The 16,044-nt window shown below is 46.1% G+C and carries 11 protein-coding genes; 10 read left to right on the top strand and 1 reads right to left on the bottom strand.

Going from position 1 to position 16,044, the window contains the following annotated elements; translation table 11 throughout:
• Nucleotides 1–66: 66 nt before the first annotated feature.
• The 9 genes from thrA to H0R92_RS09515 all read left to right on the top strand — a co-directional run bounded on the left by thrA (nt 67) and on the right by H0R92_RS09515 (nt 10,678).
• A complete protein-coding gene (thrA, locus tag H0R92_RS09555) occupies nt 67–2,538 on the top strand; it encodes a bifunctional aspartate kinase/homoserine dehydrogenase I (protein WP_432963790.1) in 2,472 nt (823 codons plus the stop codon).
• A 32-nt stretch (nt 2,539–2,570) separates the two neighbouring features.
• Nucleotides 2,571–4,628 (top strand): 3-deoxy-7-phosphoheptulonate synthase, encoded by a 2,058-nt coding sequence (aroF, locus tag H0R92_RS09550; RefSeq protein WP_432963787.1) that lies wholly within the window; start codon nt 2,571–2,573, stop codon nt 4,626–4,628.
• Nucleotides 4,629–4,669: 41 nt separating this feature from the next.
• Nucleotides 4,670–5,173 (top strand): acetolactate synthase small subunit, encoded by a 504-nt coding sequence (ilvN, locus tag H0R92_RS09545; protein ID WP_432963784.1) that lies wholly within the window; start codon nt 4,670–4,672, stop codon nt 5,171–5,173.
• A complete protein-coding gene (gene cimA, locus H0R92_RS09540) occupies nt 5,170–6,789 on the top strand; it encodes a citramalate synthase (RefSeq protein ID WP_428768404.1) in 1,620 nt (539 codons plus the stop codon). The genes ilvN and cimA overlap by 4 nt, the downstream gene beginning before the upstream one ends.
• Before the next feature lie 26 nt (nt 6,790–6,815).
• Nucleotides 6,816–7,907, top strand: coding sequence for a 3-isopropylmalate dehydrogenase (gene leuB / locus H0R92_RS09535; protein WP_432963780.1), 1,092 nt, complete (start codon nt 6,816–6,818; stop codon nt 7,905–7,907).
• Between the two features lie 56 nt (nt 7,908–7,963).
• Nucleotides 7,964–8,536 carry an L-2-amino-thiazoline-4-carboxylic acid hydrolase gene (locus H0R92_RS09530; RefSeq protein WP_432963777.1) on the top strand — a complete coding sequence of 191 codons (573 nt, stop codon included), beginning with the start codon at nt 7,964–7,966 and terminating at the stop codon, nt 8,534–8,536.
• 78 nt (nt 8,537–8,614) lie between these two features.
• The gene (locus H0R92_RS09525; protein WP_432963774.1) at nt 8,615–9,727 is read left to right on the top strand and encodes an ABC transporter ATP-binding protein; all 1,113 of its coding nucleotides are present in this window, start codon (nt 8,615–8,617) and stop codon (nt 9,725–9,727) included.
• Nucleotides 9,728–9,878: 151 nt separating this feature from the next.
• A complete protein-coding gene (locus H0R92_RS09520; RefSeq protein ID WP_432963771.1) occupies nt 9,879–10,073 on the top strand; it encodes a hypothetical protein in 195 nt (64 codons plus the stop codon).
• Between the two features lie 224 nt (nt 10,074–10,297).
• Nucleotides 10,298–10,678, top strand: coding sequence for a hypothetical protein (locus tag H0R92_RS09515; protein WP_432963769.1), 381 nt, complete (start codon nt 10,298–10,300; stop codon nt 10,676–10,678).
• Between the two features lie 12 nt (nt 10,679–10,690).
• On the opposite strand, the gene H0R92_RS09510 is transcribed toward H0R92_RS09515, so the two are convergent.
• A complete protein-coding gene (locus tag H0R92_RS09510) occupies nt 10,691–12,658 on the bottom strand; it encodes a ribonuclease catalytic domain-containing protein (protein ID WP_432963766.1) in 1,968 nt (655 codons plus the stop codon).
• A 212-nt stretch (nt 12,659–12,870) separates the two neighbouring features.
• Between H0R92_RS09510 and H0R92_RS09505 the strand changes: the two genes are divergently transcribed.
• Nucleotides 12,871–16,044: sensor domain-containing phosphodiesterase (locus tag H0R92_RS09505; RefSeq protein WP_432963763.1), on the top strand; the 3,174-nt coding region annotated here is incomplete at its 3' end.

Raw genomic sequence — 16,044 nt, 5'->3', positions numbered from 1 at the left:
TTCCATACACAGCTTATCCCGCGCGTCAAAGAGGGCGCAGGACAGGCCGAAACAAACGGAGAATCTATGCTGACACTTAAATTCGGCGGTACTTCGATGGGAAGCGCCAAACGTATACTCAATTCCGCGGATATTATTATAGACCGTGCAGGCAAAGACCGCGTAAGCGTTGTGGTTTCCGCGGTTGCCGGCGTATCCAATATGCTTGCCGACAGTATCAACGACTGTTGTTCCGGAGCGGACGCAAAAACCTATGTTGCTTCGGTAAAAAAAATACATGCGGCCGTATGCAGCGACATCGGAAAATCCTGCGAAAACTTCGATGCCGCCGCTGTATTAAAGTCCCTACAGTGCCTTTTTGACGATTACGAAAAAATGCTGAACGCCGTTTCGGCCTTCGGCGAATGCCCGCTTTCGGTACACTGCCGCATTATGGGATTGGGCGAACTGCTCAGCTCGCCGATTATGGAAGCCGTTTTAAAAGCAAAAAAACAAAAGGTAACCTTACTCGATTCGCGCAAACTGATTTTTACAACCGGCTTACAGCAGGAAGGAGATCCCGACTATAAAAAAACGATGGAAGCCTTTGCTCCCTATTTGGACGGAGAAGAAGCCGCCCATGCACGCATTTTGCTGTTTCCCGGTTTTGTCTGTACCTGGGAAGACGGTCAAACGGGTCTTTTGGGAAGAAACGGCTCGGACTTTTCGGCGGCCATCGTTGCGGTCGGCTTGAGGGCTTCGAGGGTTGAGTTTTGGACCGATGTTGACGGCATTTTTACCGCCGACCCGCGCATTGTAAGCGATGCGATTTTGGTTGACGATATGAGCTACGAAGAAGCGATGGAGCTTTCTTTTTTCGGCTCAAAGGTTTTATACCCTAAAACCCTTGCCCCCCTTTCCGCCCGCGGTATAGAAGCGTGGAGCTTAAACAGCCACAATCCCTCATCACGCGGAACAAGAATCGGCGTGGGCCCCTTTCCGTCAAGCGGCGCGGTGCGCGGCATTACCTGCCTAAAAAATACGGCAATGATAAGCGTTTCGGGTTCCGGCTTAAAAGACAAACACGGTATCGCCGCCCGTATTTTTGCCGCCGTTGCGCGCTCCGGTATTTCAATGCTTTTAATTACCCAGTCAAGCTCCGAATATACCATCAGCTTTTGCGTCAAACAAATCTATGCGTCCAAAGTGGTCAATGCTTTGAACGGCGAGTTTGAATACGAAATCCGCACGGGCGATGTAAACACGGTTGAAATTACCGACAACTGCGCCATCGTTTCTATTGTCGGCGACGGTATGAAAGAAAAGCGCGGCGTTGCCGGTACCTTTTTTAACGCCCTTGCATCCCACGATATAAATATTTTGGCGATTGCCCAGGGCTCTTCCGAGCGTTCGATCAGTACGGTTATAAACGGAAGCGACGGAGATACGGCAGTCCGCGTTGCCCACCGCTTTTTCTTTAACACGGCGCAAACGGTTGAAGTGTTTTTGTTCGGCACGGGAACCATCGGCGGCTGTTTGCTCGAACAAATCAAAGCGCGCCAAAAAAGCCTTGCCGAGCAGCATATAGATATACGCGTTATGGGCATTGCATCGGCCGACGGCATGATGCTGGACGAAAAGGGTATAGACCTGCATTCATGGAAGCGCGTGTTTGCAAAAAATGCACAGCCGACTTCGGTTGACGAAATGTTGAGCTTTGCCTCCCGCATAAAGCCGCTTAATCCCGTTTTTGTCGATTGTACGGCATCAAGTGACCTTCCGCTTCGGTATACCGATATTTTTAAAGCGGGCATGCATATCGCAACACCGAATAAGCGCGCCAATTCGATGGATATGGCCTTTTATAAAAACTTGCGCAGCGTTGCAAACCTTATGCACCGCCGCTTTTTATACGAAACCAACGTGGGGGCCGGCCTTCCCGTTATGGATACCCTGCAAAACCTCATTAAAAGCGGCGATAAACTCGTGCGCTTTTCCGGCATTATGTCGGGTTCTCTTTCCTATATTTTCGGGCGGCTGGACGAAGGAGTGCCCTTCAGCAAGGCCGTACTCGAAGCAAAAAAGAAAGGCTTTACCGAACCCGACCCCCGCGACGATTTGGCCGGAGCCGATGCCGCGCGCAAAGTGCTTATTATCGCCCGTGAAGCGGGAATCGCCTGTGAATTGAGCGATATTAAAACCGACCGCATTTTTCCCGCCGATTTTGACGAAAGCGGTACCGTAGAAGAGTTTTTGCAAAAATTGCCGGAGTTGGACGCTTTTTTTGCGGAAAAACGTGCAGCGCTTAAAAAAGAGGGCAAGGTACTGCGTATGGGCGGTTCAATCGAAAACGGTGAGTGCAGGGTGGGATTGGTCGAAGCCGACAGTACAAACCCCCTCTATAACATACGCGACGGGGAAAACGCCTTTGTATTTTTAACCGAACGCTATACCCCCATTCCCTTAACCGTCCACGGTTACGGAGCGGGGGCGGAAGTTACCGCTGCGGGCGTGTTCGGCGATATTTTGCGTACGGTGTCGTGGAATCCCGAAGTGTAAAAGCTTTAACTACGGAAAAATGAGGTTCAGCCATGGTTATCGTTCTTAAAAAAGAAATTGACGAGCGCCGAAAAGACGAGGTGCGTTCTTTTCTTGAAGCAAAGGGCTTCCGCGTAAACGAAATACGGGGCGAAGAAGATACGATTTTCGGAGCGGTCGGAAAGCTTTCGATAGATCCGCGCGAAGTAGAGATTTTAAGCGGCGTTGAGCGCGTTATCCCCATTTCCAAGCCCTATAAGATGGCAAGCCGCGAATTCAAAAAAGACAATACCCTTGTCGAAGTTACAAATAACCGCGGTCAAACCATACGCATCGGCGGCAGCCGTTTTATCAGTATCGCCGGCCCCTGCGCCGTCGAACATAAAGAACAGATGTTCGACGTTGCGCGCCGTGTCGCCGCAGCCGGGGCTGTTATGCTCAGAGGAGGGGCTTTTAAACCGCGCACCAGTCCCTATGCCTTTCAAGGCTTGGGAGCCGAAGGAATAAAAATCCTCAAAGAAGCGGGAAATGCGTTCGGTCTTCCGATAGTTACGGAAATAGTGTCGGCCGACCATATTCCCGATATGATTGATTATGTGGATGTGTATCAAATCGGCGCGCGCAATATGCAAAACTTCGAACTGCTTAAAAAGGTCGGCGCTTTGGGAAAACCCGTTATCCTTAAACGCGGTTTGTCGGCGACGATAGAAGAATGGCTTATGGCGGCCGAATACCTGCTTTCATCGGGAACCGACGACGTTATCCTGTGCGAGCGCGGTATCCGCACCTATGAAAAGGCAACCCGCAATACCTTGGATTTATCGGCAATCCCCGTTTTAAAATCGCTTACCCATTTACCGGTTATAGTAGACCCCAGCCATGCAGTCGGTATCCGCGACAAGGTGCCGCCCATGGCCCTTGCCGCCGCCGCAGCCGGAGCCGACGGTATTATCGTTGAAGTTCACTGTACGCCCGACACCGCCCTTTCAGACGGTGCTCAGTCTTTGTATCCGGAACAGTTCGAAAAACTTATGCGCGATATAGATGTGCTTGCGCCCCTTACGGGAAAAGAAACCGTGCGCATACGGCCGGCCGCCGCTAAAACGGAGGCACTCGCAAAAGAACAAGGGGCGGAGATTTCCATCGGTAAAACGGCACAAGCCGTAAAACCTCTGTGCGCCTTTGCAGGTTCGCGCGGCGCTTACGCCGAACAGGCCGCCCGCCTGTATTTTGACGGGGCGCTCGAAACCCTGCCTTGTTCCAATTTTAGGGACGTGTTCCGTACCGTAAGCGAAGGCCGCGCGTCTTGTGCAATTATTCCGATAGAAAACAGCCTTGCCGGTTCCGTCTACGAAAATTACGATAACCTTATCCGCTTTTCCGATATTTCGATTGCCGGAAGCATAAAAATGCGTATAGAACATGCGCTTATTGCATGCGAAGGCGCTTCGCTCGATACGGTAAAAACCGTCTACTCTCATCCGCAAGCCCTCGCTCAATGTTCCGACTTTTTAGCCTTACATCCCGAATGGGAACAGGTTGAATGCCCGTCCACCTCTTATGCCGCCTCTTCGGTTGCCAAAAAAAACGATATACATTGCGCCGCAATCGCTTCACAGCATGCAGCCCTGTGTTTTAAAGGCGGCGTAAAGCCGGAAGTGCTTAAAACGGGCATCGAAAACAATCCGCGCAATTATACGCGCTTTTTAATTATCGCTTTAAATGAACGGCCCGAACAACCGTCCGCACAGCCGCTTGCCGGTTGTACATTCGTTCGCCGCCTCGCCGAACAAAATAGGGGCGCTTTAACGGCAAGTTTCGCCTTTGTTGCAAAAAACGAAAGCGGCGCACTCAGGCGCTGTTTAAGCGTGTTTGAAGAGCTTCACGTAAACCTTACACGCTTGGAATCGCGCCCCGTGCAGGGACAACCCTGGCGCTATATGTTTTATACCGATGCGGAACTGCCGGACAGCTTCTCCGCATCGGGCGGGGCTGACGTTTCGGCTTCGGCGGAAGACGCGGCGTACCTTCTTGTTGGACAAGCGGTAGAGGGCTTAAAAGCCGCCTGCGACGAAGTACATCTTTTAGGTATATATACGGAAGTAAACTGAACTTCCTTTTTATGCGGCACCCTTAATCTAAGGAGAAAATTATGGATTCCAATTTTGAAAAACGTTTTGTATTATCGGTTTTGGTTGAAAATCATGCAGGCGTTTTAAGCCGTGTTGCCGGCTTATTCAGCAGGCGCGGTTATAACATCGACAGCCTTACCGTCGGAGAAACGCACACACCCGGCCAATCGCGTATGACCATTGTTGTCCGCGGCAACGAATATATTTTGGAGCAAATCGAAAAACAGCTTGCCAAACTTTTGGAAGTTATTGCAATCCGCCACTGTACTCCTTCTCAAACCGTTATGCGGGAAATGGCCTTAATTAAAGTCGCCGCCCCTGCGGATAAACGCGCAGGCGTTATAGAAACCGCAAACATTTTCAGGGCGCATATTGTAGACGTCGCCGTCGATTCGGTAGTTATAGAAGCTACGGGAAGCGAAGAAAAAATAGAAAGCTTAATTACCCTGCTCGATTCCTTCGGTATTATGGAGTTGGTGCGTACCGGCCTTACGGCGATGAGCAGGGGGGAGAACGTATTATGAGCAATTATGTGGAAATCCTCGATTCGACACTGCGCGACGGCGCACAGGGCGAAGGTATCAGCTTTTCCGTACAGGATAAACTGCATATTGTGTCGGCCCTCGATGAATTGGGAGTTGCCTATATCGAAGCGGGAAACCCCGGTTCAAACCCTAAAGATTTGGAGTTTTTTGCGCAGGTAAAAAAAATCAAACTGAACAATTCTCAAGTATGCGCGTTCGGGGCAACTCGGCGCAAAGACATAAGCTGTGCCGAAGATATGAATCTGCAAAGCCTCTTGTCGGCAGGAACCGAAACCGTCGTCATCTTCGGGAAAACATGGGATTTTCAGGTAACCGATATATTAAAAGCATCACTTGAAGAAAATCTTTCTATGATAGAAGAAACCTGCGCATATTTACGCGAAGCCGGCCGTACCGTTATCTACGATGCCGAGCATTTTTTTGACGGCTATACGGCAAATCCTTCTTATGCCATAAAAACCCTTCATGCGGCGGTTAAAGGCGGCGCTTCGGTATTGGTACTCTGCGATACCAAGGGCGCTTCCATGCTTGCCGGGCTTGAGCAGGGAGTAAAAAGCGTATACGAAGAATTCAAAAACACAAAAACCGCCGAAGGGGTGCCGGTTAAAATCGGTATTCACACCCATAACGATTGCGGCCTTGCCGCCGCCAATTCTCTTTTAGCCGTGGCCTCGGGCGCCTGCCATGTACAGGGAACCCTGCTCGGCTTCGGAGAGCGCACGGGCAATGCCGACCTTGCTTCGATTATCGCAAACCTTGAACTTAAAATGGACAAAAAATGCCTTCCCGAAGGCAATTTGAAAAACCTGACTCCTCTGTGCCGCAAGGTTGCCGAAATAGCCAATATATCGCTGCCTTCATCGGCTCCCTACATAGGCTCAAGCGCCTTTGCCCATAAGGCCGGTATGCATATAGACGCGGTTACAAAAAATCCCTTTGCGTATGAGCATACAAACCCCGAAAATGTCGGAAACGAGCGCGTGTTTTTAATGAGCGAAGTTGCCGGCCGCGCAATGATACTGGAAAAAATACGCAAGTTTGAACCGTCTATACAAAAAGACAGCCCCATTGTTACCGAAATTACGCGGCGCGTTAAAGAGCTTGAACATGAGGGCTACCAGTTTGAAGGTGCCGACGGCAGTTTTGAACTTTTGGTGCGCAAAATCATCGGAAAATACAAGCCCTTTTTTAAGCTGCACTATTATAAAACACTCGGCGAATTACCCAAAATAGACGATACGATGTGCGCTTACGCCCAGCTTAAAATTGAAGTTGAAAACCAGCTTGAAATAACGGCGGGCGAGGGCGACGGTCCCGTTCATGCCCTCGATACGGCCCTGCGTAAAGCTTTGGAGCGCTTTTATCCTGAAGTTATGTCCATACGCTTGATTGACTATAAGGTGCGTGTGTTGGATTCGAAAAGCGCAACCGCTGCAAAGGTGCGCGTTTTAATCGAAAGCTCCGACAGTACCGATTCGTGGATAACCGTCGGCGTTTCGTCGGACATTATGGAAGCTTCCTGGCTTGCCCTGGTCGATTCGTTTGAATATAAGTTTATCCGCGATATGGAAAAACGCTTTAAACCCTTTTTATAAATTTACATTCTGTGAGGTTTTGAAAAATGAATAAAAAAATTACGCTTATTCCCGGCGACGGAATCGGACCCGATATAATAGAGCAGGCGGTTTCGGTATTGGACGCGCTTGCTCAAAAATACAATCACCGCTTTGAATACACAAGCGTTTTGGCCGGCGGGGCGGCTATAGACGCACAGGGCGTACCCCTTCCCCAAGCTTCGCTTGACGCCTGTCTTGCATCGGATGCGGTGCTGTTGGGCGCGGTCGGCGGGCCCAAATGGGATAACATTCCCGGTATACGGCCGGAACAAGCCTTACTCGGCTTACGAAGCGGTATGAAAGTTTTTGCCAATTTGCGCCCCGCCCTTATCTTTAATCAGTTAAAAAACGCCTGCCCCTTAAAAGATGAAATTACCGAAGGCGGTTTGGATATCCTTATCGTGCGCGAATTAACCGGCGGTATTTATTTCGGCGAGCGCGGCCGAAGCGGAAACGAAGCATGGGATACGGAAAAATACAGCGTTGCGGAAATAGAGCGCATTGTACGGCTCGGCTTTAAAGCCGCCGAAAAACGGCAAAAAAGATTATGCCTGGTGGATAAAGCGAATATTTTGGAATCGAGCCGCTTGTGGCGTGAAGTTGCCGAGCGCATAAAAACCGATTATCCTTCGGTAGAGCTTTCGTACTTATATGTGGACAATGCGGCTATGCAGCTTGTGCGTAACCCCCGCCAATTCGACGTTATCGTTACAAGCAATATGTTCGGCGATATTCTATCCGACGAAGCAAGCCAGATAACCGGCTCCATCGGCATGCTTGCCTCGGCTTCCCTCGGCGACGGTACGGGACCGGGCTTATACGAGCCTATCCACGGTTCCGCCCCCGATATAGCCGGAAAAGACCTTGCAAACCCCCTGGCGACGATTTTATCCTGCGCCCTTATGATGCGCTACAGCTTTAACGCCGAAACCGAAGCTTGCGCGATAGAACAGGCAGTAGAGCGTGTTCTCGATGAGGGCTGGCGCACCGCCGATATAGCCGGAAGCGATGCCGCCTCTTTAAAAGCTGCCGGAAAACTCGTCGGTACAAAGGCTATGGGAAAGCGTGTTGTTGAAGCGTTGAAAAATATCCGATAAAATAGCCTTGCATCGAAAGTCGGTATGTTCCTCTTGCTTTTTTATGGGAGGTTGTTATGAAACTGAGTGTGTTTTATAAGGATAAAATGGATGCACAACGGCTTGCTCTTATCGATAAAACCTACGCATCCGTTTTTAAAGCTATGATTGCGCAAACGCAAACCGGGCAGTGGACCAAAGCTCAGCGGCGGCGGCAATTCGTAAATATCGTTCCCATTTTGGCTTTGTATAAAACGTTTTTGCAGCTCGGTTTTTCTTCGGATAAAGCCCAAGACTTTGCGCGCCAATGGATAACCCGGCGCGCAAAAAAGATGAACGCTGTGCTGCGCTTTTTTTCATTATTTCCGAACTTTTCAAAAACATTCAGAACATTTTTTAGAAAGGCAATGTCGGGAACCGAGATTTGGATAAGCGATTTTCTTACGGATACCGACAGCGAATTAAAAGTGAATATAACAAAATGCTTGTGGAAAGACACCTGTGATTTTTTCGGCTGCTCCGAAGTGTGCGGCGTGTTTTGCTCCGCGGATTGGACGGTATTCGGTAATATGAAAAAGCTGCAATTGTTCAGAACCGAAACCCTGGGAACCGCCGGTTCCAAATGCGATTTTATATTCAAATTCAACTGATAAGAGAAAACAATTTGACAGCCTATTTTTTATCGTATATAATCGAATACATAAAATAATTTCTAGGAGGCTTTGAGCATGGCAAAAGTTGAACTCAAAGGTATCGGAAAAGTGTACGACGGTAATGTGCGCGCGGTAGACAATGCGAATATCGTCGTAGAAGACAAAGAATTCGTTGTTTTCGTAGGCCCTTCGGGCTGCGGAAAATCCACAACGCTTCGTATGATTGCGGGCTTGGAAGACATTACCGAAGGTGAATTGTACATCGACGGTGAATTGATGAACGATGTTCCGCCTAAAGACAGAAACATTGCGATGGTTTTTCAAAACTACGCACTGTATCCCCACATGTCGGTATACGACAATATGGCATTCGGTCTTAAAATCCGCAAAACGGATAAGGCTGAAATCGACCGCCGCGTCCATGAAGCGGCCCGTATTTTGGATATAGAAAAATTGCTTGACCGCAAGCCCAAAGCTCTTTCGGGCGGTCAGCGCCAGCGTGTCGCCGTAGGCCGCGCTATTGTGCGCAATCCCAAGGTATTCCTTTTCGACGAACCCTTGTCGAACTTGGATGCAAAGCTGCGCGTTCAAATGCGCGCCGAAATTTCGGATTTGCACCACCGCTTAAATGCAACGATGATTTACGTTACCCACGACCAAATCGAAGCTATGACGATGTCCGATAAAATCGTTGTTATGAAAGACGGTAAAGTACATCAAATCGGTTCTCCGTTGTACTTGTACAACCATCCCATCAATAAATTCGTTGCGGGCTTTATCGGTTCTCCGCCTATGAACTTTTTAACCGTAAAAATCGGCGAAAAGGGCGGCAAAATCGTTGCCGATGAAGGAACCTTTGAATTGACGGTTACCGACAGTCAAGCTAAAATTCTTAAAAATTATGTCGGTAAAGAAGTGTACTTCGGTATCCGCCCGGAGGATATGACATACAGTGCCGCTCCCGCACCGCAAAACAATATGCAGCTTAAGGTGTCGGTCATTGAACCGCTCGGAGCCGAAACGCACTTGTTCCTTAATACAAAAACCCAATCCATGGTTGTCCGCACCGCTCCCGACGTTACGTTCCAAATCGGCGATACGGCAAACTTTGTTCCGGATATGGCAAAGGCAAAGTTCTTCGATAAGGAAAGCGAACTGAGCATTTGCGATGATGTAAAAGCACAGTAAGTTTTTATCAATTCTTAGATAGGCTGCTCGAAAGCCTCATTCGCTTTTCAGGCAGCCCCCACACCCTTTTAAGAGTCGTTTTATAGTATTTTTATACGATTTTATGCGATTTCTTAAAAGGGTTTTTTATATTTTAAGAAGGGAAAAATATATGAAAATGATATGGGATTATTTTGAACCGCATATTATACCGATGGTATTGGTTTTTATGCTGTTTATAATAGTTAAAGACGAAAATGCATATAAGCGAATCAAAGAAAAAAAGATTGCCGCAGCGATTTATATTGCCATAATCGCTTATTGTATTTCGTTGATTGCAGGCCTTGTAAAGGTATTTAGAGGGTAAATCCGAACTTTAATTTGCTCTTTTGTAGGTTTTTCATTACCGTATAAAACCGATGAAACTATTGCCATAAAGTCTCCTTTCCGCCTTAGTAGCCGTTCGTGCAGATATAATCCGCGTTTTGTTACCGCTCTGTTATACAATATGTAATACTTTTTATCAATCATTTTTTTGCCGCTTTTACGGATTATGTGATATACTGACTTCAAAATATTCGGAGAAGATATATGAAAAACTTAATGAATATCCATGATGCCAACATAACGGGCATATTGATTGAAGGTGAAAAAAATATTCGGCTGATTTTGGAAGGTTCGGCGAAAAAGACATTAATTTTTACTAATGCAATTCGTATGAAAATCGATAATTTCCAAATGGGAAATATTTTATTGGACATTAGCATCCTTAATGACTTGAGCACACATACGGAATTGTGTAACTCATTATGTTTTCTATATGACATTGAAGCACACGAATTGCAAAATGAATGGGCAAAAGCCGTAATAAAAAAAATCGAGTCAAAATCCCTTATTATAGTCGAGCTGATTGAATCGTGCGGCGCTCACGGTGCGATTTTATGCGAAGCTTATGCCGAAAAAAGCGGCTGAAAAATACGCCGCTTACGCTTCTTTAACCGGTATATAGGTTTCCGTCAATTCGGGAATGTTGATATCGCCAGCCTTTACCGTCAGGGTATCGTTTAAGCCTTTGCCGGCCGGCAGGGTGATAAGGGCTTCGCGTGCCAAAGAGGGAATGAGGATAACCGCCTGATTTCCCTTTATTTCGGCGATGACGGCTTCTCCCTGCCAATCGGGATTTTGCAAAAGGTATACCAGTGTCCAATGCAAATTGCTTTTACGCTCGGCTTTTACGGCGGCTCCCGCTGCGGCATCTCCTGCGCTTATGCGTTCGAGCATGGTATCCTTATCCAAAAGGGGGCGGCCGTCCAAAAAAGCGTGCAGCTGCTGATGGGCGATAAGGTCGCTGTAACGGCGAAGGGGGCTTGTAACCTGACTGTACATACCGAGTCCCAAACCGGCATGCGGTGCCGGGCTTATGCTTACCGATCGGCTTTTCATACAGCGGCGCAGGCGGTATTGGCCTGCAAGCCCTTCGGGGATATCGCGCGGAATTTCGGGTTTTTCCTGACAGACGTAGGGAAAAGGAATGCGGTTTTTAAAAGCAAAGCGGGCGGCCGCTTCTCCTGCCAAAAGCATAAACTCGCGTACAAGGGAAGCCGATTCACAGTGTACGGCCGCTTTTATTTGGACAACAGGCTTTGAATCGGATTCGTCTTGTTCCTGCGCCTTTTCCTGCGGAATAGCCGCGTCTTGAGCGCCGCCTTCCGTAGGCGAAACCGCAAGCGAAATATGGATTTCGGGTAAATCGATAAAAACCGCCCCGGCTTGTTTTCTGCGTTCGATGTTTTTTTGTGCGATTGCAAAAAGCGGCGCCAATTCGGGAGATGATTTTTGTGCGTCCGCCTCTTCGTAGGTAAGCCGCTCGACTTTAACCCGTGTTTTTAAAACATCGGCTTGTTCAACCGCGCCGGTATCGTTAAGTTTTATGCGGAACGAAAGGGCGCGCGAAAATGCGGAAGGGTCTTTTTCTTCTGCTAAACCGAGGGCATAGTCGGCTAAAGATTCTTCTGCAAGCATGCGGGAAGCGCCTTCGGGTGTATAAAGGGTGGCCCCGCGGTTTCGAGCGGCGCGGTCTATAGGCGAATCGCTCATAACGGCTGCGGCCGGGTCGGCAATATGCACCCATACATAGGTACCGTCAAAGGCGATTGCGTCGTCGGGGTCGCAACTCCAGCTGTTATCGATAGCATAGGCTGTGTGTTCGACACTTATGCGGCCCGTTTCATCTTCGGGAAAGGGCGGCAAGCGTTCATGCGCCGACTGCATCGAAAGACCGCGGCGCGAGGGGTGGGGGTTACGGTATATTGTCCATAATCCGCAGTCCAAAAGCAGTTTATGGGCCTTTTCTTCGCTTACCGAAAAGCCCGCCTCCTGCATAACCTTCGATTTATCCGTTTTTCCGAGGGCGAGTGCTTCAACTTCGCCCATAAAAATGCCGTCTTGCGGTAAAAGAAGTTTTTTGCGGCGCAGCCGTTCTATAAATGCCGCGCGTTCTTCTTTTTCGCGCTGTTTTTCCGATTGCTTTTCAATTTCCCGTTGCGCTTCTTCGGCACTGCGCAGGGCAAAGCGCGGCTGTTCGGGCGCTTGAAGGGGAAGGGCGGCAAATTTGGGATGTTTTGTAAGCGCCGCATATATAAGGGCGGCTCGCTTTACGTCAAAATCTCCGAGCGCCAATTCGGCAAGGGCCGAAAGCGTATAAGAGGGTTCTGCTTCATCCTGTAACAATTCCCATACTTCATCGAATTTCACATTCAATTCGGTGTTTTCGCCCGCATCTGCAGACTCCAATTCATTCAGGGAAGAAAGCGGTCCTTGATGGAGAAAGCATATGTCTTTTTCGCGTACTTTTTGACTGCCGAGCGCATATACAATAGTATATTTTTCGCCGCATTCTTTTACGATGGCGGCTTGATTTTTATATAAGACAAGGTTTCCGATTTTAAACATATGGAGATTTTAATGTATATTATCCTTATGGACAAGACATTTACCTGTTTTGTTTTGTAATTAAAGATAAAATCAATTTTATTTTTTTAATATTATCGTATATAATAATAGACGAAAGAATTGATTTATTATAGAGTGAATAAACCTAATGACGGCATATTGGACTGGGTTCTTCCCTATTGGAATTCGGAACAAAAAAAAGGATGTGCTTTATGGAATTCAGAGAATTACTCTCTTCCTCTTTTTATATATTGTTTACGATATATATTATCATAGGACTATATGCTTCTTTTTTACACTTACATTCATATTTAAAAATGTTGTTTTTTATTATTTGTATGGTATTGTCCATATGGTGTTTCAGTTTTGCGCTTTTAGTTACCGCATCTTCCGCAAAGCAAGCTTTATTTTGGTATAGGCTTTCGATACTTTGCTTCGGCGCCATACACTTACTTTATTTATATTATACATTGGAACTGAATAGAAAAATATGTATCGGTAAATCCTGTATGTATATAGTATTTGCTTTACCGGCTCTTTGTTTAATCTTTTTTTGCAGTTTGCATTCTTCTTCCGTGAACGCCGTTTACGACGTTCGGCTTATACGGAATTTTTATATACCTGTTATAAGAATGGGATGGATAAAAATCTGTTTCAGTTTATGCTATATATTTTACTTTGTATTTATTTTAGGTTCGCTTTTTGTATCTTTTAGAAAAGCGCGTAAAGTAGAAGAACGATTCGAAAATACCGTGCTTTTGTATGTTTTTGCAATTATTTTCGTATTGAATCTCGGAATGGATCTCTTTTTAGCGTTTCGGCAACGGGTTAATCTTTACGGTATCGGTCTTGTATCCGGCGCCCTGCCTTTGTTCGGCATTTTATATACGCTTAGAAAATATCATTCCATAGATTTAAATGGCTATGCTCCGGATAACACCCATGTTTATATGGGAAGATATTTTGAACGAAAACATATTTTCAGAACGATTTCCTATTTATATATGGTTTTCGGCTTGCTGCAAATAGGTATGTCATATATTGTTGTACAAATTCATTTTGAAGAAGGAATCTTTGCCGGCAGTTATGCTTTTTTCAGCGGATTTTCCGCTCTTATTTTGCAAAAAATGAAAATCTCCAAAAAAACGGCCGACATAGGATCTATGCTGCTGTTTGCAGTGTCTATTCCGGTAATTTTGTTCACCTATCATACAAGTGCCGCCGTCACCGTTTGGACCTTCCCCATTATTTTACTGTTTGTCAGTATTTTATTTAAGCAAATTTTATTTTTACGCATTATTTCAATTACGACAATTCTTTGTTATGCAATCTTTGTCGGCATATCATCGAATCTTACAGTCGTTATTACAAAAGAAGACCACATATACCGTATTATTTTGCTTTTAATAGCGGCATATATCGCCGCATATATACAAAAATTGTACATTTTGCGTTTTGCCGAAATCCAAAAACGAAATGATATTCAGCGCATTATTTCCGAGATTTCCCATGTTCTATTAAGAAGCAGTTTATCCAATATTGACGGACATATATTTTCGGCATTGAAAATACTCGGCACTTTTTTTACCGTCGATAGAGTTTTTTTGTACCGTTTTTCGACAAAAGACAGAAAGCCGATGTTTATAAACGCATGGGATAATCCGGATATAAATATCAGAAACAATGATGTAAATAAATTTTTCCCCGATGCGGCACCCTTTTGTGTTGCACAGCTTAAAGCGAAAAAAAGGATTATATTTTCGGATATATATTCTCAAGTTTTTTTAAGCGGCCGGGAAAAAGATTTTTTTATAAAAAGAGGAATTTTATCTACGCTTTGTTTTCCTCTTATCGATAATGAAACGGCAGTGGGCTTTTTAGGGCTTCATACTTTCCAACAAAAAAGAAGATGGTCTGAAGATGAAACCCAAATATTCAGAATCTTTGCCAACCTGTTTTCCACTGCCGTTTTAAAAATTGAAAATGAAAAACACATAGAACACATGGCATATCATGATGCGTTAACCGGCTTACCCAACCGTATCTATTTTAATCGTTTTGTTAATCGGGAAATAAAGGGCGGCAACGATAATTTTGCCGTTATCTTTATCGATTTGGATTCTTTTAAAAACATTAACGATTCCAAGGGACATGAATACGGAGATAAGGTATTGCTGCAAACGAGTCAACGTTTAAAAAAAGCATTGCCGTCTTCCGCCGTTGTGTGCCGTTTCGGCGGGGATGAGTTTTTAATTTTTGTTCCCTCGGTAAAAAAAGCTGAAGAAATTGAAACCGTCGTAAAACAAATGATGAAAAATCTGAGCGCCCCTATGCAAATACATGACGATGTTTTATACGTCACTTTCAGTGCGGGCATTTCCATCTTTCCGAAAGACGGGAAAACGGTAAATACTTTAATAAAATACGCCGACAGTGCAATGTATGTGTCAAAATCGAAGGGTAAAAATTGTTATACCTTTTGTACTTCGGCATTGCGGAAAAGTATTGCTCAAAAGACGTCTTTACATCAACAATTGTATACTGCGATTGAAAAAAATGAATTGATTTTATATTATCAGCCGCAAGTGGATTTGCGTACGGGGACCATATTCGGTATGGAAGCCCTGTTACATTGGGAAAATAAAGATTTCGGTATAGTTCCTCCCTCAGTTTTTGTTCCGATAAGCGAACAAACCGGATTGATTGAGTCGATAGGAAATTGGGTTTTGCAAAAAGCGTGCGAACAATTATCGGTATGGCAAAAAAACGGTATTAAAGGTATATCGATGGCGGTAAATATTTCTCCGCGGCAATTTGAAAATCCGAAATTGGGTACCATTGTTAAAGGTTTATTGGAACAATATAACTTGGATCCTTTTTCTTTGGAACTGGAAATTACGGAAGGAATTTATTTAGCCCAAAACGTCGGTGTCGAAAGAATTATGACTAATTTAAAAAAACTGGGAGTCAGAATATCTATAGACGATTTTGCTACCGAGTATTCCTGTTTAACCCGGCTAAAGCATACGCCCATCGATAAAATAAAACTGAGCGACGTTTTTGTTACCGGTATAGGTAAAGATGAAATGGATGAAGCCATTATAAAAAGTATGGTTATACTTGCAAATAATTTGCAGGTAAATATCCTTGCCGAAGGTGTTGAACGAAAAGAACAAGCCGATTTTTTACGACAAAACGGATGTAATCTTGCGCAAGGTTTTTATTATTACCGCCCCTTGCCGCCGGAGGATGCGGAAGCCGTTTTGAAATCGAATTATACCCCCCCCCCCCCCCCCCACCCCCCCCCCCCCCCCCCCCCCCCCCCCCACCCCCCCCCCCCCCCCCCCCCCCACCCCCCCCCCCCCCCCCCCCCACCCCCCCCCCCC

It is taken from the genome of Treponema sp. OMZ 840 (assembly GCF_050937815.1).
GTDB lineage: Bacteria > Spirochaetota > Spirochaetia > Treponematales > Treponemataceae > Treponema_C.
Note: the sequence above shows the minus strand (reverse complement) of the source record. Positions and strands in the feature narration are given on the sequence as shown.